20 protein-coding genes are annotated in these 23,086 nt (G+C 68.9%); 6 read left to right on the forward strand and 14 right to left on the reverse strand.

Annotated elements, in window-relative coordinates:
- Positions 1-8 precede the first annotated feature (8 nt).
- The 4 genes from LRQ07_RS13505 to gabT all read right to left on the reverse strand — a co-directional run bounded on the left by LRQ07_RS13505 (position 9) and on the right by gabT (position 5,295).
- Positions 9-1,556: an APC family permease gene (locus LRQ07_RS13505; protein WP_256534905.1), complete on the reverse strand. Its 1,548-nt coding sequence runs from the start codon at positions 1,554-1,556 to the stop codon at positions 9-11.
- Positions 1,556-2,440, reverse strand: a complete 885-nt coding sequence (locus tag LRQ07_RS13510) for a universal stress protein (RefSeq protein ID WP_256534906.1) — start codon at positions 2,438-2,440, stop codon at positions 1,556-1,558. The genes LRQ07_RS13505 and LRQ07_RS13510 overlap by 1 nt, the downstream gene beginning before the upstream one ends.
- The gene (locus tag LRQ07_RS13515; protein WP_256534907.1) at positions 2,440-3,822 is read right to left on the reverse strand and encodes a flavin monoamine oxidase family protein; all 1,383 of its coding nucleotides are present in this window, start codon (positions 3,820-3,822) and stop codon (positions 2,440-2,442) included. Before LRQ07_RS13515 ends, LRQ07_RS13510 begins: the two co-directional genes overlap by 1 nt.
- Before the next feature lie 105 nt (positions 3,823-3,927).
- On the reverse strand, positions 3,928-5,295 hold the full coding sequence (gene gabT / locus LRQ07_RS13520; RefSeq protein WP_052193443.1) for a 4-aminobutyrate--2-oxoglutarate transaminase: 1,368 nt from the start codon (positions 5,293-5,295) through the stop codon (positions 3,928-3,930).
- 98 nt (positions 5,296-5,393) lie between these two features.
- Here gabT and LRQ07_RS13525 point away from each other — a divergent pair, with 98 nt between their 5' ends.
- Positions 5,394-6,902: a PucR family transcriptional regulator gene (locus tag LRQ07_RS13525; protein WP_232763550.1), complete on the forward strand. Its 1,509-nt coding sequence runs from the start codon at positions 5,394-5,396 to the stop codon at positions 6,900-6,902.
- A gap of 77 nt (positions 6,903-6,979) precedes the next feature.
- Here the strand turns inward: LRQ07_RS13525 and LRQ07_RS13530 are convergent, their stop codons facing one another.
- Complete coding sequence (locus LRQ07_RS13530) at positions 6,980-7,387, reverse strand: riboflavin kinase (protein WP_256534908.1); 408 nt, start codon at positions 7,385-7,387, stop codon at positions 6,980-6,982.
- Positions 7,384-7,893: a flavin reductase family protein gene (locus LRQ07_RS13535; RefSeq protein ID WP_131494309.1), complete on the reverse strand. Its 510-nt coding sequence runs from the start codon at positions 7,891-7,893 to the stop codon at positions 7,384-7,386. The genes LRQ07_RS13530 and LRQ07_RS13535 overlap by 4 nt, the downstream gene beginning before the upstream one ends.
- A gap of 103 nt (positions 7,894-7,996) precedes the next feature.
- Here LRQ07_RS13535 and LRQ07_RS13540 point away from each other — a divergent pair, with 103 nt between their 5' ends.
- On the forward strand, positions 7,997-8,596 hold the full coding sequence (locus LRQ07_RS13540; RefSeq protein WP_256534909.1) for a PadR family transcriptional regulator: 600 nt from the start codon (positions 7,997-7,999) through the stop codon (positions 8,594-8,596).
- A gap of 4 nt (positions 8,597-8,600) precedes the next feature.
- Here the strand turns inward: LRQ07_RS13540 and LRQ07_RS13545 are convergent, their stop codons facing one another.
- The 6 genes from LRQ07_RS13545 to LRQ07_RS13570 form a co-directional block, all read right to left on the reverse strand.
- The gene (locus LRQ07_RS13545; RefSeq protein ID WP_256534910.1) at positions 8,601-9,485 is read right to left on the reverse strand and encodes a ribokinase; all 885 of its coding nucleotides are present in this window, start codon (positions 9,483-9,485) and stop codon (positions 8,601-8,603) included.
- On the reverse strand, positions 9,478-10,857 hold the full coding sequence (locus LRQ07_RS13550) for an NtaA/DmoA family FMN-dependent monooxygenase (RefSeq protein ID WP_232763546.1): 1,380 nt from the start codon (positions 10,855-10,857) through the stop codon (positions 9,478-9,480). Before LRQ07_RS13550 ends, LRQ07_RS13545 begins: the two co-directional genes overlap by 8 nt.
- Positions 10,858-10,970: 113 nt before the next feature.
- A complete protein-coding gene (locus tag LRQ07_RS13555; RefSeq protein ID WP_256534911.1) occupies positions 10,971-11,819 on the reverse strand; it encodes an ABC transporter permease in 849 nt (282 codons plus the stop codon).
- A complete protein-coding gene (locus LRQ07_RS13560; RefSeq protein ID WP_131494303.1) occupies positions 11,812-12,624 on the reverse strand; it encodes an ABC transporter ATP-binding protein in 813 nt (270 codons plus the stop codon). The genes LRQ07_RS13555 and LRQ07_RS13560 overlap by 8 nt, the downstream gene beginning before the upstream one ends.
- Complete coding sequence (locus tag LRQ07_RS13565; protein WP_256534912.1) at positions 12,609-13,712, reverse strand: ABC transporter substrate-binding protein; 1,104 nt, start codon at positions 13,710-13,712, stop codon at positions 12,609-12,611. Before LRQ07_RS13565 ends, LRQ07_RS13560 begins: the two co-directional genes overlap by 16 nt.
- Positions 13,713-13,824: 112 nt before the next feature.
- Positions 13,825-15,267, reverse strand: a complete 1,443-nt coding sequence (locus LRQ07_RS13570) for a helix-turn-helix domain-containing protein (protein ID WP_256534913.1) — start codon at positions 15,265-15,267, stop codon at positions 13,825-13,827.
- Positions 15,268-15,516: 249 nt separating this feature from the next.
- Between LRQ07_RS13570 and aceA the strand changes: the two genes are divergently transcribed.
- Positions 15,517-16,842, forward strand: a complete 1,326-nt coding sequence (gene aceA / locus LRQ07_RS13575; RefSeq protein WP_131494298.1) for an isocitrate lyase — start codon at positions 15,517-15,519, stop codon at positions 16,840-16,842.
- Positions 16,843-16,985: 143 nt separating this feature from the next.
- The gene (gene aceB, locus LRQ07_RS13580) at positions 16,986-18,656 is read left to right on the forward strand and encodes a malate synthase A (protein ID WP_256534914.1); all 1,671 of its coding nucleotides are present in this window, start codon (positions 16,986-16,988) and stop codon (positions 18,654-18,656) included.
- A 125-nt stretch (positions 18,657-18,781) separates the two neighbouring features.
- On the opposite strand, the gene LRQ07_RS13585 is transcribed toward aceB, so the two are convergent.
- Positions 18,782-19,780 (reverse strand): aldo/keto reductase, encoded by a 999-nt coding sequence (locus LRQ07_RS13585; RefSeq protein WP_256534915.1) that lies wholly within the window; start codon positions 19,778-19,780, stop codon positions 18,782-18,784.
- 69 nt (positions 19,781-19,849) lie between these two features.
- On the opposite strand from LRQ07_RS13585, the gene LRQ07_RS13590 reads away from it, so the two are divergent.
- Complete coding sequence (locus LRQ07_RS13590) at positions 19,850-21,304, forward strand: PLP-dependent aminotransferase family protein (protein WP_256534916.1); 1,455 nt, start codon at positions 19,850-19,852, stop codon at positions 21,302-21,304.
- Positions 21,305-21,317: 13 nt separating this feature from the next.
- Here the strand turns inward: LRQ07_RS13590 and LRQ07_RS13595 are convergent, their stop codons facing one another.
- Positions 21,318-21,836 carry an Lrp/AsnC family transcriptional regulator gene (locus tag LRQ07_RS13595; RefSeq protein WP_413775523.1) on the reverse strand — a complete coding sequence of 173 codons (519 nt, stop codon included), beginning with the start codon at positions 21,834-21,836 and terminating at the stop codon, positions 21,318-21,320.
- A gap of 105 nt (positions 21,837-21,941) precedes the next feature.
- On the opposite strand from LRQ07_RS13595, the gene ald reads away from it, so the two are divergent.
- Positions 21,942-23,036, forward strand: coding sequence for an alanine dehydrogenase (gene ald / locus LRQ07_RS13600; protein ID WP_256534917.1), 1,095 nt, complete (start codon positions 21,942-21,944; stop codon positions 23,034-23,036).
- Positions 23,037-23,086 lie beyond the last annotated feature (50 nt).

Here is a 23,086-nt window from a genome sequence, read left to right on the forward strand (position 1 = left end):
GAGGAGGGCTAGGAGCGCGGGCGTCGGCTGGGCGGTGCGTCGATGCCCAGCGTCTGTCCGCGGAAGAACGCCGGCCGTCGGACCGCGTTCCAGATCATGACGACGATGCCGACGACGATGATCAGCATCCCGAGGATGAAGACGATGCCGACGCCGCCGATCTGCGAACCGGACCCGTAGGCGGGGTCCATCGAGTCGATCAGCGTGGTGAAGAACAGCACCGCGAGGATCGCTCCGCCGACGAGCGGGAACAGGAACGTGAAGAAGAAGTTCCGCGTCGAGTCGAACCACTGCTTGCGGAAGTACCAGACACACGCGAAGGCGGTGATCCCGTAGTAGAAGCAGATCATCATGCCGAGCGTGAGGATGGTGTCCCACAGCGTGTCCTCGCTGACCACGCGCATGACGGCGTAGAAGGCCGATGCCACGATCGCCGAGACGATCGTCGCGTACCCGGGCGTGAAGAAGCGCGGGCTGACCTTCGCGAACGACTTGGGCAGCGCGCCGTAGTGCCCCATCGCGAGCAGCGTGCGCGCCGGTCCCACGAACGTCGACTGCAGCGACGAGGCCGAGCTGGTGAGCACGGCGAGCGAGACGAGGAACGCGAGCGGACCGAGGATCGGGCCGGAGAGGTGGAAGAACACGTTCTCCTGGATGTCCTCGTTGCCGAGTCCCAGCGCACCGGTTCCGACGCCGGCGAACATGATCATCGCGACGGCGAGCAGCAGGTACAGCGAGACGATCGTGAGCACCGTGAGGGTGGCCGCACGCCCCGGGGTCTTCTCGGGGTCCTTGGTCTCCTCGTTCATGGTGAGCGTGACGTCCCAGCCCCAGAAGATGAAGATCGAGAGCGAGAGGCCGGCCGCGATCGCGCTGAACGACGAGATCGCGAAGGGGTTGAACCAGTTGAGATCGAACGGCTGGTAGTCGAAGCCGTTGCCGGCGACGGCCTGGACGATCGCCGAGATCGCGAAGAAGACGAGGACGAGGATCTGGAAGCTCACCAGCCAGTACTGCAGCTTCTGCGTCGTCTGCATGTCGCGGTACGAGACCCAGGTCGCGCCGAGCATGAACAGCAGGCACACGCTGATGTTGATCCAGGTGACGCTCGCCAGCCCGGCGATGTCCGGATTGCCGGTGATCTGCGAGATCAGGAGGAACAGGAAGTCGACCGCGATGCCGGCGAGGTTCGACAGCACCAGGATCGTGGCGACCACCAGGCCCCAGCCCGCCATCCAGCCGACCCACGGCCCGAAGGCGCGGGCAGCCCACGTGAACGAGGTGCCGGAGTCGGGCATCCGGTTGTTCAGCTCGCGATAGCCGAAGGCGACCAGGAGCATCGGGATGAACCCGACGAGGATGATGGCGGGGATCTGCGACCCTACCGTGGACGCGACCGGGCCGACGGCCGCGGTGAACGTGTATGCGGGCGCGATGCACGAGATGCCGATCACGACCGCGCCGATGAGGCCGACCGTTCCGGCGCTCAGGCCCTTCGTGGAGATACCGGTGGTGACACCGGATTCGGGCTCCGTCGCCCGGTTGGTGCTGCTCATCAGCGTTCTCCTGCCTCGTTGCGGGTGCGCGGGACGACGATCATGGGGACGGGGAGCTCGTGCAGCATCTTCGCTGCCGTGGACCCCAGGAAGAGACGACGGGGCTGGGCCAGGCGGCTGGAGCCGACGAGGACGACCTCCCCGGGAAGCCAGTGGAGCTGCGCGACGGCATCCTCGACGGAGTCGCCCGGTGCCTTCTCGACTGCGGCGGTGCGACCGTCCGGCAGCAGCTCCGTCGCCACCGCCAGCACCTCCTGCGCGTGCGTGTCGCCGACCGTGCGGATCGCGCCCGTGTCGAGCCCCGGAGGCACGTCGAACGGCACGAGGGACACGAGTCGGAGATCGACACCGCTGTCGCCGGCGATGGCTACGGCCTCGTCGAGAAGGGCATCGGCGCCCGGCCGCGAGCCGACCGCGACGGTGACGCGCGGGATCACGTGGTCGTCCTGCTGCGCGGTCCCCACGGGGGCGAGGGCCACCGGGATGGTCGACGAGTGCAGGAGCTCGGAGGCGACGCTGCCGAGACGGTGGCGTCCGAAGATGCCACCACCCGCTGCGCCGATCACGATGACCCTGGCGCCGAACTCCTCACCGGCGGCGATCAGTCCTTCGGCGAACGACTCGGAGAAGCGCACGTGACCGCTGCGGGTCAGCTCCTGCGGAAGGCTGACCACGGCCTCGCCGAGCCACTTCTTGGCCTGCGCCCTGATGTGCTCTTCGTAGGCCCGCTCCGGCGGCACCGCGGCGTTGCGGGTGCCCTCGTTGGGAAGCACGATCACCAGGTGCAGCGTCGCGCCGAGGCTGCGGGCGAGCCGCGCACCGAGGGCGGCAGCATCCGCTCCCGCATCCGTCGCCGTGTACCCCACGACGACCGAGCCGTTCATCAGCCGACGCTCTCTGCGGAGCCGTTCTCACGGCTTGCTTCGACGATGTTCGAGGCCACCAGGTGCCCCATCCGGATCGCACCGTCCACGTGCTGGTACCCGGCACCGGCGATGTCGCTGCAGGCGAAGTGGATCGGGCCGACCGGGGTGCGGAGGTCCGCGCCGTACCGGTGCAGGCCGCCCATGTCGAAGCTCGCGGCATAGGCGCCGCGCGTCCATTCCTCACTGCCCCAATCGCTCTCGTAGTAGACGACCGGGTTCTTGGCCTCGGGACCGTAGTAGTGCGACAGCGACTCGAGGATGCGCTCCTTGCGCTCCTCGGCCGAGAGTTCGAAGACCCCGTCGGCGTTGGCGTCGGACACGAAGCCGACCAGGGTGCCGCGCTCATCGCCGTGGTTCGTGTTGTCATAGGCCTCGTGCGAGAGCTCGTACGGGCTGAACGCGGTACCGCTGAGACCCTGCTCGCGCCAGAACGGACGGTCGTAGACCGCGTGCACCTTGATGACGAAGCCCATCGAGAGGTGCTGGTGCAGCTGATGCTGGCGGCGCGGCAGCGGCGGCACGAACGAGATGCGGCTGTACAGCACCGGCGCGTGCGCGAGGATCGCGTGGCGGGCACGGACCGTGAGGTCGTCGGTGGTGGCGACGACGCCGGCATCCGACCACTCGAGGCTGCGCACGGGCTGGTTGAGGAGCACATCGTCGCCCAGACGCTCGGCGAGACGCAGCGGCACTTGCTGGAGCCCGCCGACGACCCGCTTGTCGAGGATGAAGTCGGCATCCACGAGGTTCGAATAGGAACCGGCGGACGAGGCCATCAGCAGCGACTGGAGCAGGGAGAACGCGTGCGTCGGCTTGGTGAGCATCGCGGATCCCGTGGCGAAGGCCAGGTTCCGCACGGCCTCGTCATCGTCGGTCTGCTGACGCAGCCACGCGTCCCAGGTGATGGAGTCCCAGTCGGCGGCGCTCGGGTGCGCCCAGGGACGATCCGGGTCGATCTCGGCGACGAGCGCATCCAGGATGTCGGTGATCCGAGCGATCTCCGCCTCGGTCTCCGGGGCGACGGGGAACATCTCGCCGGTGAAGCGGTGCACCTGCCCATCGGGTCCGATGTAGACGCTGTCTCCTTCGCGGTAGCGGCTGTAGGTCTCGAGCCCCAGCTCCTCGATCGCGTCCTTGAGTGCATCCTGATCGGGCGAGACCCACTGGCCGCCGATCTCGAGCATGGCGCCGTCGATGACGTCGGTCCACAGTCGTCCGCCGACGCGGTCGCGGGCTTCCAGCACGGCGACCGACAGGCCGGCCTTCCGGAGGTCGTTCGCCGCCGTGAGCCCTGCGGCTCCGGCACCGACGATCAGTACATCGCGGGTGATCTCAGACATCTGCAACTCCTTCGTTGGGAAGTAGTGCCGGTCGCGACCCGAAATCCCCCGATTGGGGTCGCGACCGGACAGGGGGTCAGGCCACGCGGCAGCGCGGCCTGCACATCATTCCGTGGCCGCGGCGAGGGCGGCGGCCACGACGTCGAGGCCTTCGTTCAGCAGGTCGTCGCCGATCGAGAGCGGAGGAAGGAAGCGGATGACGTTGCCGTAGGTTCCGCAGGTGAGGACGATGACGCCCTGCGCGATGCAGGCCTTGGCGACCGCGGCCGTGAGAGCGGCGTTCGGTGCCTTGGTCTCGGGGTCGACGAACTCGGCCGCGATCATCGCACCGTGGCCACGGATGTCGCCGATGCGAGGGTCGCTCTCCTGGATCGCGGTGAGGCGGTCCGTGAGGATCGTGCCGATCTCCCGGGCACGCTCGATCACCCCGTCGTTCTCGAACACGTCGATCGACGCGAGCGCCGCGGCGCACGCGATCGGGTTCCCGCCGTAGGTGCCGCCCAGACCACCGGAGTGCGAGGCGTCCATGATCTCCGCGCGGCCGGTGACGGCGGCGAGCGGAAGACCGCCGGCGATCCCCTTGGCGGTGGTGATCAGGTCGGGCTCGATGCCGAAGATCTCGCTCGCGAACATGTGCCCCGTGCGGGCGAATCCGGTCTGCACCTCGTCGGCGATGAAGACGACGCCGTTCGCGCGGCACCAGTCGACGATCGCCGGCAGGAAGCCGTCGGCGGGGACGATGAAGCCGCCCTCGCCCTGGATCGGCTCGATGATGACCGCGGCCAGGTTGTCGGCGCCGATCTGCTTCTCGAGCTGGAGGATCACGCGGGCAGCGGCCTCGCCACCCTCGAGCCCGTCACGGAACGGGTACGACATCGGCGCGCGGTAGACCTCGGGGGCGAACGGGCCGAACCCGCTCTTGTAGGGCATCGACTTGGCGGTGAGCGCCATGGTCAGGTTGGTGCGGCCGTGGTAGCCGTGGTCGAAGGCGACGACCGCCTGGCGACCGGTGTGCTTGCGGGCGATCTTGATGGCGTTCTCGACCGCCTCCGCTCCCGAATTGAACAGGGCGCTCTTCTTGGCGAATCCACCGGGGGTGACGCGGTTGAGTGCTTCAGCGACGTCGACGTACGACTCGTAGGGCGAGATCATGAAGCAGGTGTGGGTGAACTGCGCGGCCTGGGCGGCGACGGCGGCGGCGACCTTCGGGTGCGCGTTGCCGACCGTGGTCACGGCGATGCCCGAGCCGAGGTCGATGAGGGAGTTCCCGTCGGCATCGACGACGACTCCGCCGCCGGCCGCGACGGCGGCGATCGGCACGGTGTGACCGACACCCGCTGCCACGGCATCCGCCTTGCGCGCGAGCACCTCGGCCGAGCGGGGCCCGGGGAGGTCCGTGACCAGACGACGCTCCTGCGGGAGGTCGGGTCCGCCGAGAGGGACTGCGGGGGCTGCGGTGTCGAGGAGTGCCATGATCGCGAGCGTACGGCGGTGCCGAAGATCCCCGCACTCGCCGAGACGTACAATCTGAGGAGAGAATTCGCCATGTTGTACATACGAGAGGACGTGCCGTGCCCACGACCGAGCAGCCGACACTGCGCGCCCTGCTGCGTCGCCGCGATCTCGGACTCGCACTCGTCCCCCGCGAGGCCGAGCTGGCGGACGGAGCTCTCGACCGTCCCCTGCGCTGGGTGCACAGCTCGGACCTGGCCGATCCGACACCGTTCCTCTCGGAAGACCTCGCCCTGCTGACCACCGGCACACAGTTCGACGAGGCCGTCGGCATCGACACCTACGTCGGTCGCCTCGCCGATCGGGGTGTCCTCGGACTCGGTTTCGGCACCGAGGTGCACCGCTCGGGCGTTCCGGACGAGCTGGTCGCCGCCTGCGCCACGCACGGCATGCCCCTGTTCACCGTGCCGTACCGCACACCGTTTATCGCGGTCGCCCGCGCCCACTCCGAGGCGATCGCCGCGCAGGCCTATGCCCGCCGATCCTGGGCGCTGGACACACAGCGCGCCCTCGCCCTCGCCGCCCTGCGTCCGAGCGGACTCGATGCGACGATCGCGGAACTCGGACGACGGCTCGAGGTCTGGGCGGGGATGTTCGACGCCGCGGGAACGGTCGTCGCCTCCCACCCCCGAGACCGCCTCGACACCGAGGTGCGCGACGCCCTGGGCGAGCGGGTGATGGAGATCCTCACCCGTGGGCTCGAAGCCGGGCAATCACTGGTCCTCGGCGAGCACACGTTCATGCTGTTCACCGTCGGTCGCGGCGGACATCTGCGCGGGGTGATCGCCCTCGCCATCGACGCGCTGGACCCGGAAGCACGGTCGGTCGTGACATCGGTGATCGCGATGGCCGGACTCGCGATGGAGCAGAGCGAACAGCTCGCACGGAGCCGTCGACGCCTGCATGCACAGCTCCTCGGCTCGCTCCTCGCCGACGACCCGGGCTTGGCCAGAAGAGTGCTGGGAAGCATGCCGCCCGCTCCGGTGGTCGTGGCCGTCGCCGCTGATGCCCCGGCCGGCCCGCTCGCGGACTGGTGGGAGCGGAACCGGGTCGAGCACGGCACCGCCGTCTTCCTGGCCGAGTCCGAGGACGGCGTGACGATGTGTCTCTCCGTCGGCGATGAGTCCCTGCTCGATGAGGCGGCCGCGCGCTTCGGCATCCGCATCGGCGTCTCCGAGCCCGAGGGGTACGGCTCCTTCTCCCGGGCGCACGCTCAGGCACTCACCGCACTGCGGCAACAGGGCACCCACGGCGTCGCACGCTATGCCGACACCGTCGGTTCCCGCATCCTCACCGCACTCGCGACGGATGAGGCACGCCTGGTCGCGGAATCACGCCTCGCACCGATCCGTGAACACGATGCCCGCACCGGTGCCGAGCTCGAGCGCTCGCTGCGCACCTGGTTGGAGCACGACGCCAAGGCCGAATCCGCCGCGATCGCACTCGGGGTGCATCGGCACACGCTGCGCACCCGCATCGCCCATGCGGGTGCGCTGCTCGACATCGATCTGTCGACCTTCCCCGCGCGCGCGGAGCTCTGGACGATCCTGCAGACCGCTCGCGACTGACCCCTCGGTGAGCCGTTCCGGTCGCAATTCGTACCACCTATACGGCGCTTTTCCGAGAGAGAGTGCGACCGGAACGATCAGCCGGGATCGATCGCCGACGCGCCCAGCACGGACCGGCAGCGGACCACGTCGTCCGCGGTCTGGGCGATCAGGTCGTCGACGCGGTCGAACCGGAGCGTCGGACGCAGCAGCGCGATCAGGGTCACATCCAATCGTCGGCCGTACAGGTCGATGTCCGCGTCGTGCAGATGCACCTCGACCCGCCGCTCACGGTCGCCGTCGAAGGTCGGGTTCGCTCCGACGCTGACGCTCGCCGCCCAGGGATGCGCGGCTCCATCGATCCGGACCCATGCCGCGTAGATGCCGTCGTCGGGGAGGCTGTCGTCCGCGAGCTCCAGGTTCGCCGTCGGGAAGCCGAGCTCCCGTCCCCGACCGTCACCGGGGACGACGAGGCCGGCGATCGCCCCGAGCGGCTGAGCGCTCACGCGCTCTCGGGGGCGGCGATGGCGCGGTAGCGGCTCTGGTGGAAGACGAGGGGCTCGACGTCGTCGAACAGCGTGAGATCGGCGATCTCGTACAGCGCGATCTCGTGATCCCCGCCGTCGAATGTGCTGTGCAGGCGGCAGGTGAGCCAGAGCGCGGCATCCGAGATGAGCACGGCCCCACCGTCGGTGCGCTGCCACTCGTGACCGCCGAACCGGTCCCCCTCACGCGCCGACAGCGAACGACTGAGCGGCTCGTGGTGCGCGGCCAGCACACTCATGCCGAGTTCGGGGACCTCGCGCAGCACCGGCCAGGTCTTCGAGGTGCGCGCCGCGCTGATGGCGACGAGCGCCGGTTCGAGCGAGATCGACGTGAAGGAGTTGACCGCCATCCCCACAGCCCGATCGTCGATGTGCGCAGCGAGGGCGACGACGCCGGTCGGGTATACCGAGAACGCCCGGCGGAGGGCGAGGTCGCGCGGGAGGGCTTCGGTCACGGCAGACGTCATTTCGGCTTCCTTTCGTTAGTCAACTTTGACTAGTTTCGATAATAGGCAACTTTGATCATGCAAACAACCGGAATCTTGGACCCCAGCCGTTAGCATGAGGGGCATGTCGACCACCCGCCTCGTCGTCCTCGGCGCCGTGAAGCAGTTCCAACCCGTACACGGGTACTTCCTCCGCCGAGAGCTCATGACATGGCATGTCGACGAGTGGGCGCACATCCAGCCCGGATCCATCTACAACGCCCTGCGCGCCCTCGAGGTCGACGGCTACATCGCCGAGAGCGGCACCGAGGCCGAGGGCAAGCGACCCGCGCGCACGACCTATCGCATCACACCGTCCGGCGAGGTCGAGCTCCAGCGGATGCTGCGGGAGAACCTCTGGAACGTCGCCGCCTTCGACACCCAGGCCATCATGACCGTCGCCTCGTTCATGTTCGTGCTGAGCCGGCAGGAGGTCATCGCCGGCCTCGAACATCGCCTCATCAAGAGCGACGCGATCATCACTCAGAACGGCTTCGACGTGCAGGACACGCTGCGCTCCGAGACGACGCCGAAGTACGTGCGCGAGATCTTCGACCTCTCCACCGCCCGCCTCACTGCCGAGAAGCAGTGGCTGCTCGACCTGCTGGAGCGCCTCCGCGGCGGCGAATACACCTTCGCCGGCGAGACGGTGAGCACGGACGACGACACCGCCCGCACGGAGTAGCGACTCAGCGCGAGGCGACGAGCGTCGCGATCGACTCGGCGGTCAAGGCCGCGGTGGTCGCCCCGCGGTGCCGGGCCACGATGGCTCCAGCCGCGGAGGCGCCGATCAGAGCTTCCTCGATCCCGTCGCCGCGGGCGAGGGCCGCGGCCAGGGCCCCGCAGAACGCGTCGCCGGCCCCGGTCGTGTCGACCGGGTCGATCCGGAAGGCCTCGGTATGCAGGGGGTCGCGCCCCGCGCGGTGGAGGACCACTCCCCCGGCACCCTGGGTGAGCACGATGGTCCGTGCACCCGCCACATGCAGCCGGTCGATACCGCCGAGCTCGGCGCACTCCGTCTCGTTCACCACCAGCACATCGACATCGGGGAGCATCTCGACCGCGGCGGGGTGGGCGGGCGCGGCGTTGAGAATCGTCAGCGCGCCGGCCATCCGTCCCGCATGCAGCGCGGCGGACACACTCGCGGCCGGCACCTCCAGCTGGGCGAGCACGACCGCTGCGCCCTCGATCCCGGCGATCGCATCGTCCGCGTCGAGCTCGGCGTTCGCGCCGGCAGCCACGATGATGCTGTTGTCTCCGTCAGCGAAGGCCAGCACGTGGGCAACCCCGGTCGGAGCTGCGGCGCTGCGGCGCAGGAAAGTCGTCACGCCGGCGTCCGACAGCGTCCGCTCGAGCACGTCAGCGGCCTCGTCCTGCCCGACGACCGCGCAGAAGCGGGTACGAGAGCCGCTGCGCGCGGCGGAGACGGCCTGATTCAAGCCCTTCCCTCCGGAGAAGCGTCCGCCGGCTCGACCGAGCAGGGTCTCACCGACGAGCGGGGGGCGCGAGACCTCGACGACCAGGTCGAGGTTCGCGCTCCCCACCACGGCGACACCGGTGCGGGTGTCAGACACGCGACATCGTCCGCCGGTACTGCGAGCCCGTGTGCGAGTCGGCGAGCGCAGGAGTGGGCGTGCCGATCAGACGCTCGCGCAGCGACTGCGACTCGGACGAGGGGTCGACCACCGCACCGCGCTCCTTGAGGATCGGCAGCACGTGCTCGATGAAGTCGACGGTCGAGGCCGGCGGGATGACGGGGGCGAACAGGAAGCCGTCGAGGTCGGCGCCGTCGGCGAGCTCGATCATCCGGTCCGCCACCTGCTCGGGGGTGCCCACGATCGGGCGGGCGCCGACGCCGTGCGCGTGCCAGTCGCCGAGCACATCACCCACAGTCTTGTCGGCGAAGCGGGCCACCTGCGTCTGCGACAGCTCGGTGCTCAGCTCTGACATCGGAGTGCTCGGCGCGTAGGCCGAGAGGTCGAGCCCGGTGAACCAGGCGTACGAGGCGACCGTGACGTCGGGGTTCTGCGCATCGGCGACCTCGGCGTACTTGCGCTGCGCCTCCTCCTCCGTGCTGCCGACGATCGCGGCGAACGCCGACATGATCTTCACCTCGTCGGCCGCGCGGCCGTTCTTGACCGCCTCCTCACGGATCGCGGCGGAGTGGGCGCGGAGCTGCTCGACCGAGCCGCTGCCGACGAAGATCGCCTCCCCGTGCTTGCCTCCGAACTCGCGGCCTGCGGGTGACGCACCGGCCTGGAAAAGCACCGGAGTGCCCTGCGGCGAGCGCGAGGTGTTGCCGTAGCCGTGCGAGCGGAAGTAGGGGCCGTCGTGCGCGATGCGGTGCACCTTGGACGGATCGGCGAAGCGGCCGGACTTGTCGCGCTCCAGCGCGCCCTCCTCCCAGGCCTGCTCCCACAGCTTGTACACGACCTGCATGAAGTCGTCGGCCATGAGGTAGCGCTCGTCGTGGCCGACCATCGGCACACCGAAGCCCTGCACGGCGGTGTCGGCGGTGCCCGTGGTGACGACGTTCCAGCCGATGCGTCCGCCGGACAGGATGTCGAGCGTCGCCATGCGGCGCGCGAAGGCATAGGGCGGCTCGAGCAACGTCGACCCCGTGGCGACGAGTCCCAGTCGCGTGGTCTCGGGGATGAGGGCGGCGAGGATGATCGCGGGGTCGAGGCGCGGCAGGTCCAGCCCCTCCACCGAGCAGATGTCGGGACGCTCGCCGGCGACGTCGGCCCAGCCCCAGGCATCCGCGAGGAAGAGGAAGTCGAACCCGGCGTCCTCGACCATGCGCGCGGTGTCGCGCCAGTACTCGAGCTTGTCGAACAGGTAGCGCCCGTTGTCGGGGTGTCGCCAGGTCGCCGTACCGGAGTCGTTCGCCTGGGCGTTCTCGAAGAGGCCGAGACGCAGCGGCTTGACGGTGTTCTGATCGGTCATGTGCGGGTGCCTTCCTTGTGGGTGGTTCTGGTCGTTCTGAGGTGGTTCCGGGCACGCCGGAGGAACCCCGGGACGAGTCGGGGGCTCTCGTCCCGGGATGAGGGGGTGCGGCGTCAGCCCTTGGCGGTGACCTCGCCATCGCTCCACCAGAGCACACGCTTGCGCACCAGGGCGAGGACGATGATCAGCAGCACACCGAGCAGACACAGCAGGGCGATGCTGGCCCAGGTGACGGGCAGGTTCGCCTGCGCGGCCGAGGTGGTCACGAGCGAACCGAGGCCGGCCTGCTGACCTGCCGCGACGAACTCGGCGACCGCCGCGCCGACGACCGCGAGCGGCAGGGCGATGCGGAGCCCCGCGAACACGTAGGGCATGCTGCCGGGGAAGCGCAGCTCGCGGAAGATCTCCCACCGAGAGGCGTGCAGCGTCTTGAAGACGTCGAGCGCCTTCTGGTCGACATCACGCAGACCGGCGAGCGAGTTCACCAGCATCGGGAAGAAGACCACGAGCCCGGTCACGATGAATTTCGGGACCATCCCGAAGCCGAAGGCCACGACCAGCGCCGGGGCGATCGCCACGATCGGCGTCACCATCACGATGATCACGAGCGGCATCACAGCCCGTTCGATGACCTGGAACTCCGCCATCACCACCGCCAGCAGGAAGCCGGCGAGGATGCCTGCGGCGGCACCGACCACGACCTCGAGCAGGGTGACGAGGAAGTTCGACCAGTACATGCCGGCATCGTCGACGAGACTCCCGCCGATCGCCTCGAGTGTCGGAAGCACATACGGGTTGGTCCAGGCCACGATCTGCCACAGCAGTGCGGCGATCACGAAGGTGATCAGGGTGGGACCCCACGACCCCCAGCGCAGCCACGGCGGGACGCCCCGGCGCGGCTGCGCCTTCAGGCGGGCGGTCGCGAGGGTCGCGGTGGTGTCTCTCATCGTCAGCTCAGACATGGGCCTTCTCCGTCTGCGCGCGCAGCGCACCGCGCACGACTGCCTCCAGCTCGCGGAACTCGTCCGTCGCATAGGCCTCCTCGGTGCGCGGCCGCGGGAGGTCGACGTCGATCACCTGGGCGATGCGCCCGGGGTGGGCGGCCATCACCACGATGCGGTCGGAGAGCATGATCGCCTCCGGCACGGAGTGCGTGACGAACATGACGGCCTTCCGGTTGGACTGCCAGAACTCCAGCAGGGCGATGCGCTGCAGGTCCCGGTTCATCTCGTCGAGGGCCGAGAACGGCTCGTCCATCAACATGATGGCGGGGTCGAACACGAAGGCCCTGGCGATCGCGGCACGCTGCTGCATGCCGCCGGACAGCTGCCCGGGATACTTCGTCATGGCCTGGCCGAGACCGAACGTCGACAGCAGCTCCGCCGGGTCGCGCAGAGCTCTTCCGGCGTTCGCCTTGGCGTTGATGCGCACCGGGAGCTCGACGTTCTCGCGCACGGTCTTCCACGGCAGCAGCGCGGGCGACTGCGGCACGAGGCCGATCTTCTTGTCCCGCGATGCCGCCGTGACGCTCTCACCGTCGATCGTGACCGTGCCGGAATCGGCCTCGAGGAGACCGGCGACGACCTTGAGCAGCGTGGACTTGCCGCAGCCGCTCGGGCCGATCACCGACACGAACTCGCCCATGCCGATCGTGAGGTTCACGTCGTCGAGCACCGTGACCTCGGCGCCGTCGACGCCGAACGACTTCGAGACGTTCCTGACCTCGACGCCCGTGCCCTGTGCGACCGACATCACTTCGCCGGCCATGTCAGAGTGTCGCCGTCGTAGAGGTCGGCGACCAGGTCGGCGTCCATCATGTCGGCGATCGCGGGCAGGCCCTTGACGCCGCCGTACTTCTTCACGAGGGCGTACTCGGGCTCCCACATGGACTCGTTCTGCACGCCGGGGTTACCGCCGGCGCTCTCCCGGACCCATGCGGACTCCACTTCCCACGTGCGGGCGAGCTGATCGCGCGGGAACGCGGCGCCCTGATTGTTGTCCTCGGCCAGCTTCGCGAGCGTGTCGATGCAGGCATCCGACTCGTCCAGGCAGTACTGCAGCGCCTTGAGACTCGCCCGCATGAAGTCCGCGGCGACCTCGCGGTGCTCGTCGAGGAAGCGAGAGTTGACCTCCATCACGTTGTACGTGCCCTCGACGCCGAGGTCGGAGGGGAGGAACTCACTGAACGGCAGGCCCTGCGCCTTGAGCGACTGCGGCTGGTTGGACGCGTAGCCGACGATGGCGTCGACCTGCTCACGCACGACGACGGTCGGGTCGTAGTTGGTCATCTTGACCATCTCGACCTTCGACACGTCGACACCGGCCTCATCGAGCATGGCCGAGGCGATCGGGGTCAGGTTGATGAAGTATCCGAGCGATCCACCCTCGAGGTCGGTGAGGCTCTCGAGCTTCTCGTTGCCGAAGATCGAGAACGGCGGGGTGGTGCCGTAGGTCGCGACCGCTGTGAGGTTCTTGCTGTTCGCCGCTGCCAGCATCACATCGGATGCGGAGCCGAGAGCGGTGAACTGCGCCTGGCCGGATGCCACGAGCTGCTGCCCGTTCGCACCGGAGGCGTTGATCTCCACGTCCAGGCAGAGATCGTCGAAGTAGCCCAGCTCCTCGGCGAGGAACACGTCGAGCTGCCCGGCGCTGGCGGAGTAGCCGTAACCGGAGATGTAGGTGATGGTGCCGGCATCCTGATTCCGCTTGCAGGCGTCGGTGTCGCTCGCACTCGTGGGGGCGGTATCGCCGCCTGGCGTCTGCGCGGAGCATGCTCCGAGCGTCAGCGTGGCGGCGAGAACGCACGTCAGGGTGGCAGTGATGCGGAATCGGGTTTCCGCAGAGGAAGTAGCCATGAGGGTCCCTTCTCGGCCGTTCGTCGTTGATGGCTCGATGAAAGTAACATAGTCAAGATTGACTAAGCAAGATCGAACTAATTTTTGACGAACCGCGAAGGGTGGCAAAGACTCAGCGAGGGGCGTGGGCCTCCAGGAACTCGTACACGTCGGTCGTGTCGACGCCGGGGAACGACCCGGTCGGCAGGGTCGCCAGCAGGGTGCGCGGAGTCTTCACATTGGGCCAGGAGTTCTCACGCCAGCGCTCCTCGAGCTCGGCAGGTGCCCGTCGACAGCAGACCTCGACGGAGTGCTTCGAGACGCCGCGGTGCGAGGTGTCGCGCCCCACGAACCACCGCGTGTCATCGAAGCGCACGCCCACGCTGACCGAGTGCAGCCCCTCGCTCGACGCCTCGACCCGCGCGGTGCACCAGTACGTCCCGTTGCCGGTATCGGTGTACTGGTAGTACGGGTTGAAGCGGTCGTCCTCGTCGAACACCACTCGCGACGTCCACTTGCGGCAGCACATCTGCCCCTCGATCGCCCCGAGACGGTCGGTGGGGAAGTTCACGTCGTCGTTCTCGTACGCCTTCGTGATCGTGCCCGACTCGTGCACCTTGAGGAAGTGCACCGGGATGTCGAGATGCCGCGTCGCGAGGTTCGTGAAGCGATGCGCCGCCGTCTCGTACGACACCGAGTACGCGTCACGCAGATCCTCGATCGAGATCGCCCGCCGCTGCTTGGCGTCTTTCAGCGCCGGGACCACGTGCCCCTCGGGGATGAGGAGCGCACCGGTGAGGTAATTGGTCTCGACGCGCTGCCGCAGGAACTCGGCGTAGCTGCGCGGCTCGGAGTGCCCGAGGATGCGGCTCGACAGCGCCTGCAGCACCGCGGTGCGGGCATCCCCCTTGGCCGGCACGCTGCTGGACAGGTACAGCCTTCCGTTCGCGAGGTCCGCGACGCTGCGGGTGGTCTGCGGCAGGTCGGGCGCGTAGTGCAGCGTGAACCCGAGGTACGCCGCGATCTCGGAGGCGGTGCGCTGGGTGAGGGGGCCACCGGGGTGCCCGACGGCGGCGAGGATCTCCGCAGCCTTCGTCTCGAGCTCGGCGAAGTGGTTGTCCTGACGACGCATCAGGTGCCGCAGCTCCACGTTCGCCCGCCGCGCCTCCTCCGGCGTGGCGGCCCGCTCGTCCTTGAGCCGGTCGATCTCGCCGTGCAGCGCCAGCAGCGCCTTCAACGCGTCGGTCGGCAGGCTCTTCGCGATCCGGAACGGCTCGATGCCGAGGGCCTGGAACGTCTGCCCCTTCATCGCCCGCTCCAGCGCGATCTCGATCGCACTGCGTTCGTCGAGCGGCTCCCCCTCCAGCAGCGCGTCGATGGTGACGCCGAGCGCCCGGGCGATCGTCTGCAGCTGCGTGAGCTTCGGCTCTCGCTTGCCGGTCTCGATCATCGACATCTGACTGGGGGCGCGATCGACCGCCGAGGCGAGGTCGTCGAGCGTCATCCCCCGCGCGGTTCGCAACTGTCGGATGCGTCGACCGATCGTGAGGGCGTCGGTCTCTTCTGCGGTATCCATCCCACTCCTCTTTTGCTCGCACCTCGTGCTCGCACCCCGTGCGGGATCAGAAACGCACCTCCACGAGGCACTTCCGGCGCGTTTTTGCACTTCGACCGCCGATGGTCGGAGCGAGTGGAGGCGATTCTGTCACAGAAGCAGAAGAATGACGAAACTTCTGCGTGGAATCGGTCGTTCTGATGCCTGAACTTCACGCACAGTGGAACCACGCCACACCGGCACCGCAGCCGGATCCACCGAGGAGACATCATGACGAACACCGCCCACACCCCGACGCCCCGCCCCGCCGGTCTGCGAGCCGGCGACCAGGTTCAGACGGCCGCCGAACTCCAGGAGATCTGGGACACCGATCCCCGCTGGGACGGCGTCGAGCGCACGTACTCGGCGGAGGACGTCATCCGCATCCGGGGTTCGGTCCGCGAAGAGGCCACGCTCGCCCACCGAGGCGCCGACAACCTCTGGAACCTCCTGCACACCGAGGACTATGTCCGAGCACTCGGCGCCTACACGGGCGGCCAGGCCGTGCAGCAGGTGCGGGCCGGTCTCAAGGCCATCTACCTCTCCGGATGGCAGGTCGCCGCCGATGGCAACCTGGCCGGACAGACCTACCCCGACCAGTCGCTCTACCCCGCGAACTCGGTGCCGGCCGTCGTGCGCCGCATCAACAACGCGCTCCTGCGTCAGGACCAGCTCGAGCACGCGGAGGGCGAGACCACCCAGGACTGGCTCGCCCCGATCGTCGCCGACGCGGAGGCCGGCTTCGGCGGACCCCTCAACGCCTACGAGCTCGCGCAGTCGCTCATACAGTCCGGTGCCGCCGGCATCCACTGGGAGGACCAGCTGGCCAGCGAGAAGAAGTGCGGCCACCTCGGCGGCAAGGTGCTCGTGCCCACCCAGCAGCACATCCGCACTCTGAACGCCGCCCGTCTCGCGGCCGACGTGGCAGGCGTCCCGACCGTGATCATCGCCCGCACGGACGCCCTCGCCGCCGACCTGCTCACCAGTGACGTCGACGAGCGCGACCAGGAGTTCACCACCGGCGAGCGCACCACCGAGGGGTTCTACCGGATCCGCCCCGGCCTGGAGTCGGTCATCAGCCGCGGCCTCGCCTTCGCCCCCTACGCCGATCTGCTGTGGGTCGAGACGGGCGAGCCCGACATCCAGCTCGCCCGGGACTTCGCCGCGGCCATCCACGCACAGTTCCCCGGTAAGCTCCTGGCCTACAACTGCTCGCCGAGCTTCAACTGGAAGAAGCACCTCTCGGACGCCGAGATCGCGACGTTCCAGCAGGAGTTGGCAGACCTGGGCTACAAGTTCCAGTTCATCACCCTGGCCGGCTTCCACGCCCTGAACCACTCGATGTTCGACCTCGCCCGCGGCTACGCCGATCGCGCCATGAGCGCCTACGTGGAGCTGCAGGAAGCCGAGTTCGCCGCCGAAGCCCACGGCTACACCGCCACCAAGCACCAGCGTGAGGCGGGCACCGGATACTTCGACGTCATCTCCACCGCGCTCAACCCCGAAAGCGCGACCCTCGCCCTGGCCGGCTCCACCGAGGCCGCACAGTTCCACTGATCCGTCAGCCGATGCCGCCTCCGTCGAGGCCCCCTCTCCCCGTCGAGACCCCCGCCCTCCCACGCGAGCCGGAGGGGGTGTCGACGACAGGAGGGGGCGTCGACCTTCTCTCGGCATCCCCGCAACGCAAAGGACCCACGATCATGACCACGCCCACCGCTCCCCCGACCACCGCTCCCCCGACCACGGGCCCGATCCAGACGACCCAGCTGGGCCCTGCGATCGAGGTCACCGGACCCCTCCGCGAACGCTACGAAGAGATCCTGACGCCCGAGGCGATCGCCTTCCTGACCGAACTGCACCACCGGTTCGCCGCCCGTCGCCATGACAGACTCGCCGACCGGATGCGCCGGCGCTTCGAGATCGGCAACGGACACGACCCGCGCTTCCGCGAGGACACGGCACACATCCGGGAAGACCGTGACTGGCGTGTCGCCGGCGCAGGACCCGGCCTCGAGGACCGGCGCGTCGAGATCACCGGCCCGACCGACCCGAAGATGACGATCAACGCGCTCAACTCCGGCGCACGCGTGTGGCTCGCCGACCAGGAGGATGCCACGAGCCCGACCTGGAAGAACGTGATCGAGGGGCAGCTCTCACTGCGCGACGCCATCCGCGGCGAGCTGTCGTTCACCTCCGCGGAAGGCAAGGAGTACCGCGTCACGGCGGAGCGCACCCCCACGATCGTGATGCGCCCGCGCGGATGGCACCTGCCGGAGAAGCACATCGCGTTCACCGACCGTGCGGGTCGTCGCACCTCGGCGTCCGGCTCCCTCGTCGACTTCGGGCTGTACTTCCTGCACAACGCGCAGGCGCTGATCGAGAGCGGCCGCGGACCGTACTTCTACATCGCCAAGCTCGAGTCGAGCGAGGAGGCGAAGCTGTGGGACGACGTCTTCTCCTTCAGCGAGGAGTACATCGGCATCCCGCACGGCACCATCCGCGCGACCGTGCTGATCGAGACGCTGCCCGCCGCGTTCGAGATGGACGAGATCCTCTACGAGCTGCGCGACCACTGCGCGGGGCTGAACGCCGGGCGGTGGGACTACATCTTCTCGATCATCAAGAACTACCGGGGTCGCGGGGCACGGTTCGTGCTCCCCGACCGCAGCGAGGTCACGATGACGGTGCCGTTCATGCGGGCTTACACCGACCTGCTCGTGCAGACCTGCCACAAGCGGGGAGCCTTCGCCATCGGCGGCATGAGCGCATTCATCCCGAACCGTCGTGACCCCGAGGTGACGGCGCGTGCCATCGAGAAGGTCACCGCCGACAAGAAGCGCGAGGCGGGCGACGGCTTCGACGGCACCTGGGTCGCGCACCCCGACCTGATCCCCACGGCGCAGGCCGAGTTCGACGCCGTCCTGGGCGATCGTCCGAATCAGGTCGACCGTCAGCGCGACGACGTGCATGTGGAGGCGCGTGATCTGCTCGACCTGCACATCGGACGGCCGATCACCGCGCAGGGTGTGCGGGACAACGTTTCGGTCGCCATCCGCTACCTCGAAGCCTGGCTGCGCGGACTGGGCGCCGTGGCGATCGACAACCTGATGGAGGATGCCGCGACCGCGGAGATCAGCCGTTCGCAGGTGTGGCAGTGGATCCACCAGGACCGCACCACCGAGGACGGCACCCCCATCACCGCCGAGTACATCGAGGGACTGATCGCGCAGGTGCTGGCTCAGGCGACGCGCAGCCACGGCGACCGCTTCGACGATGCGGCGGAGATCTTCCGTGAGGTCGCGCTGCGGGAGGAGTTCCCGACCTTCCTCACACTCGGTGCCTACAGCCGGTTCCTGGTCGACGAGGACTGAGCGATAGACGAAGAGCCCTCGGGGTCGCGGCGGACACCGCACCCGGGGGCTCTTCCCGGTCCCGAGCCGGCTGACCGGGAAGGCTTGGCCGGGAGCGCGGTACGGCGCCTGACTCGCGAGCCTGCTCAGCGAGCCTCGCCCGGCTCGGCGTCGAGGCGTTCGCGGATCTCCGCGTCCAGCACGAGATCCGCCGCACCCAACGCCTCCTCCAACTGGGCGAGCGACGACACCCCGACGACCGGGATCACCGGCACCTGTGCACCGAGGAGCCACGCCAGGACGACCTGGTTCGGTGTCGCGCCGATCTCCCCGGCGACCTCGTGCAGCAGCGCACGGCGAGCATGACTGGACGGATGATCGACGCCGCCCCACAGCGGCTTGTCGAGACGCGCGATCCCTCCCTGATGCAGCGGGGAGTACACGGTGAGGGCGAGCGGCGGACGCTCGGCGGTGCCGGTGGAGGCCGCGTAGTCGAGCAGCCCGGGCGTGACGAAGTTGTTCCGCCCGAGGCGTGGCGCGGGGTACAGGTAGCTGTACTGCTGCTGCACCACGCCGTAGGGCGCGATGCCGAGTCGCCGCGCTTCCTCTCGCGCCTCCACCACCCTCCAGGTCGGGACGTTGGAGATGCCGGTGATGCCGACGAGGCCCTCCGCCTGAAGCTCGCCGAACGCGCCGACCGTCTCAGCGAGCGGAACCTCGCCGTCGTCCACGTGCCCGTACAGCACGTCGATGTGATCGATGCCCAGGTGCCGTGCGCTCTCGGGAGCCTGCCGTCGGATGACCTCGGCGGAGAGACCCTCGAAGTTCGTCGGCGGCGTGTTCGACAGGGGCTTGGACAGATCCTTCTGCGCGGCGCCGAGTTTGGTGGCGATGCGCAGCGCGTCACGGTTGCCGCGGTCACCCATCCAGCGCCCGAGCAGATCCTCGCTGTCGCGACCGGTGCCGTTGCCCCACAGGCTGTAGTTGTTGGCGGTGTCGATGAACGTGCCGCCCGCCTCGACGAAGCGGTCGAGGATCGCACGCGAGGTGGCCTCATCGGTGCGGGTGCCGAAGTTCATGGCGCCCAGGCACAGGGTCGAGACGTCGAACGAGGTACGGCCGTCGGAGAGGGTGCGGTATTGCATGGAGGTCCTTTCTCGGGGGGATGCCCCCACGCTAGAGACCAATCGGCTCGGGGATACACTCCAATCACGATGCAGAACTCCAGACCGATTCTCGCGTGGGAGACCCTCCTCGACCTGGGTGCCGAGAGCGGGTCTTCCGTGCGCCTGCCGCTACGGGATCGGGTGGAGTCAGCCGTACGCCGAGCGATCGACGAGGGACGACTCTCCCCCGGAGCCGCGGTGCCGCCGAGCCGGGCCCTGGCGGAGACGCTGGGAGTCTCACGGTGGGTCGTGACCGAGGCCTACGGGCAGCTCGTCGCCGAGGGCGTGCTGGAGGCGCGGACCGGGTCGGCGACGAGGGTCGCCGAACGGCCGGTGGTGCCGAACGCCGCCCGCCACCCCGATCGCCCGTGGCCGCGCGACCTCGCACGGACACCCGCAGCGGCCCCCGCGCCGCCCATCCGCTACGACCTGCGCCCGGGCATCCCCGACCTCCGCGCCACTCCCCGATCACGGTGGGCGGCAGCCGTGCGCGCCGGTCTCGCCGACCTCCCCGATCGCGACCTCATCGCCGCGCATCCCTTCGGATACGCTCCCGCCCGCGCCGCCGTCGCCGCCTACCTCGCCCGATCACGCCATGCGGATGCCGAACCCGATCGCGTCTCGATCACCCACGGCGCGACCGACGGCATGGACATGCTCACGCGGGAACTGCACGGGCGCGGGCACCGGACGATCCTCGTGGAGGACCCGAGCTGGCCACGACTGCGCGTGATCGCCGAACACAACGGACTGCGTCCGGTACCCGTCCCGGTCGATGACGACGGCGTCGACACCGAGATGCTCGCCGCCCTCGCCGCTCGCACGGGAGCACGTGCCGCGCTCGTGACTCCGGCGCACCAGTTCCCGCTCGGAGCCGCGCTGGCGCCCGTCCGTCGCGAGCAGCTGGTCCGCTGGGCGCGGGAGTGCGCGGGGCTGGTCATCGAAGACGACTACGACGCCGAGTTCCGCTACGACCGGCGTCCTGTCCCCGCGCTGCAGCGACTCGCGCCCGACAGCGTCGTGCTGATCGGTTCGCTGTCGAAATCGGTCTCGCCCGCGCTGGGCCTCGGGTGGATGGTGCTGCCGCCGGGCCTCACCCCCGCGCCGTCCCCGAGTGCGCCGTCACTGATCGATCAGGCCGCCCTCGCGCACTTCCTCACCCAGGGTGACTTCGAGCGACACCTGCGATCTTCGCGCACACGGTTCCGTCGTCGGAGGCAACGGCTGCTCGACGCGCTCACGGCCGAGCTCCCTGAGCTGCGGGTGTCGGGCATCGCCGCCGGCATGCACCTGGTGCTGACATTGCCGACCCACGCCCGTGCGTCCGCCGTGGTCGACGCCGGGTCCGCCGAGGGGCTCGCGCTCACCCCGCTGCACCGCTACACCGACGCGGCCGATCCTCCGGATGCGCTCGTCCTCGGGTACGGAAACCTCGATGATGCACTCGTCGAGGAGGCGGTGGCTCGCTTGGCGGCGGTCCTGGACTCCCCGCTCGTCCGCTGACGACTCACTCCGCTCAGTGGAACGACGCGGCCACCGAGTTGCGGTGATAGTCGAACACGATGCTGGTGCGGGTGGAGGCGACGCTGCTCTGGGCCGACAGATGCTCGAGCACGAACTCCCGCATCTCCGATGAGTCGGCGACCGCGATGTGCAGGAGGAAGTCGTCGTCACCGCCGAGGAAGAACACCTGAATCACGGGCGGGAGGACACGCACCCGGTCCGCGAACTCGACGATGCTCTCCCGGCGACCGCTCGGACGCAGGGTCACCCCGATGATCGCCTGGAGCCCGGCCCCCAGCTTCCGCTCGTCGACGCTCGCGTGGAACCCGGTGATCACCCCCCGATCGATCAGCGCGCGCAACCGCGTGTGGGCCGTCGACGGTGCGACCCCGAGCCGAGCGGCGAGCTCCGCATTCGTCATCCGTCCGTCGGCGGTGAGCAGCTGCACGATCCTCGCGTCGATCGCATCGAGCGCGGGTGCCCGAACGCTGTTCGACACCGGGGCGTCAGAAGGCATCTCCATACGAAACATTATTCAGGATTTCGGGCATCGACGAATAGTCTTCAGTGATTCTGTTGATCTGGCGATGTTTCTGCGATCCTGGGTCGGTCACCTCATCACACCCCTGGAGGATCAATGAAGATCGGCGTCCCCACCGAGGTCAAGAACAACGAGAACCGCGTCGCCCTCACCCCGGCCGGCGCCGATCGGCTGGTCCACGAAGGCCACCGCGTGCTCGTGCAGACCGGCGCAGGGCTCGGCTCCGGCATCACGGACGAGACCTACCGCGCCGCCGGCGCCGAGATCGTCGCGACCGCCGCCGAGGCCTGGGGCGAAGCCGATCTGCTGATCAAGGTCAAGGAGCCGATCGCCCAGGAGTACGGCTTCCTGCGGCCCGACCTCACGCTCTTCACCTACCTCCACCTCGCCGCCGACCGCGCGCTGACCACCGCGCTCGTGGATGCCGGGACGACGGCCGTCGCCTACGAGACCGTGCAGCTGCCCGACCGCAGCCTGCCGCTGCTCGTGCCGATGAGCGAGATCGCCGGACGACTCTCCGTGGTCATGGGCTCGCACTCGCTGCTCCGCTCGCAAGGTGGTCGCGGAATGCTCCTCGGTGGCATCGCCGGCACCCCTCGCGCCAAGACCGTCGTGATCGGAGGCGGCGTCGCCGGTGAGCATGCCGCCGCGAACGCCCTCGGACTCGGCTCGAACGTGACCGTGATCGATGTCTCCCTCCCGCGCCTGCGCGAGCTCGAGCACCGCTACGGCGGCGCGCTGGAGACCCGCGCCTCGAGCCGCTACGACATCGCCGAAGAGCTCAGGACCGCCGACCTCGTGATCGGCTCCGTGCTGATCCCCGGCGCCGCTGCCCCCAAACTCGTCACCGACGACATGGTCGCCGCGATGAAGCCGGGATCCGTGCTCGTCGACATCGCGATCGATCAGGGCGGATGCTTCGAAGGCTCGCGCCCGACCACTCACGACGACCCCACGTTCGCCGTCCATGACTCGATCTACTACTGCGTCGCGAACATGCCCGGCGCGGTTCCCGCGACCGCGACCCGTGCGCTGACCAACGCGACGCTGCCCTACGTCTCGGCGATCGCCGGCAAGGGCTGGGAGCGTGCCGCGTCCGAGGATGCCGCGCTCGCGAAGGGACTGAACGTCCAGAACGGGCACATCACCCTCCCCGCCGTCGCGCAGGCGCACGGCTTCCCGACGGACTGACCTTCCAGACCCGAAAGAACCTCGGATCTTGGCGACATCCCACACCTCGC

Source organism: Microbacterium sp. J1-1 (assembly GCF_024498615.1).
Taxonomy (GTDB): domain Bacteria; phylum Actinomycetota; class Actinomycetes; order Actinomycetales; family Microbacteriaceae; genus Microbacterium; species Microbacterium aurugineum.

Excerpts from the sequence above, each read along its gene's own strand:
- LRQ07_RS13505 (WP_256534905.1), bottom strand. The coding sequence starts at position 1,556 with ATGAGCAGCACCAACCGGGCGACGGAGCCCGAATCCGGTGTCACCACC.
- LRQ07_RS13510 (WP_256534906.1), bottom strand. The coding sequence starts at position 2,440 with ATGAACGGCTCGGTCGTCGTGGGGTACACGGCGACGGATGCGGGAGCG.
- LRQ07_RS13515 (WP_256534907.1), bottom strand. The coding sequence starts at position 3,822 with ATGTCTGAGATCACCCGCGATGTACTGATCGTCGGTGCCGGAGCCGCA.
- gabT (WP_052193443.1), bottom strand. The coding sequence starts at position 5,295 with ATGGCACTCCTCGACACCGCAGCCCCCGCAGTCCCTCTCGGCGGACCC.
- LRQ07_RS13535 (WP_131494309.1), bottom strand. The coding sequence starts at position 7,893 with ATGACGTCTGCCGTGACCGAAGCCCTCCCGCGCGACCTCGCCCTCCGC.
- LRQ07_RS13540 (WP_256534909.1), top strand. The coding sequence starts at position 7,997 with ATGTCGACCACCCGCCTCGTCGTCCTCGGCGCCGTGAAGCAGTTCCAA.
- LRQ07_RS13550 (WP_232763546.1), bottom strand. The coding sequence starts at position 10,857 with ATGACCGATCAGAACACCGTCAAGCCGCTGCGTCTCGGCCTCTTCGAG.
- LRQ07_RS13555 (WP_256534911.1), bottom strand. The coding sequence starts at position 11,819 with ATGTCTGAGCTGACGATGAGAGACACCACCGCGACCCTCGCGACCGCC.
- LRQ07_RS13560 (WP_131494303.1), bottom strand. The coding sequence starts at position 12,624 with ATGGCCGGCGAAGTGATGTCGGTCGCACAGGGCACGGGCGTCGAGGTC.
- LRQ07_RS13565 (WP_256534912.1), bottom strand. The coding sequence starts at position 13,712 with ATGGCTACTTCCTCTGCGGAAACCCGATTCCGCATCACTGCCACCCTG.
- LRQ07_RS13570 (WP_256534913.1), bottom strand. The coding sequence starts at position 15,267 with ATGGATACCGCAGAAGAGACCGACGCCCTCACGATCGGTCGACGCATC.
- aceA (WP_131494298.1), top strand. The coding sequence starts at position 15,517 with ATGACGAACACCGCCCACACCCCGACGCCCCGCCCCGCCGGTCTGCGA.
- aceB (WP_256534914.1), top strand. The coding sequence starts at position 16,986 with ATGACCACGCCCACCGCTCCCCCGACCACCGCTCCCCCGACCACGGGC.
- LRQ07_RS13585 (WP_256534915.1), bottom strand. The coding sequence starts at position 19,780 with ATGCAATACCGCACCCTCTCCGACGGCCGTACCTCGTTCGACGTCTCG.
- LRQ07_RS13590 (WP_256534916.1), top strand. The coding sequence starts at position 19,850 with ATGCAGAACTCCAGACCGATTCTCGCGTGGGAGACCCTCCTCGACCTG.
- LRQ07_RS13595 (WP_413775523.1), bottom strand. The coding sequence starts at position 21,836 with ATGTTTCGTATGGAGATGCCTTCTGACGCCCCGGTGTCGAACAGCGTT.
- ald (WP_256534917.1), top strand. The coding sequence starts at position 21,942 with ATGAAGATCGGCGTCCCCACCGAGGTCAAGAACAACGAGAACCGCGTC.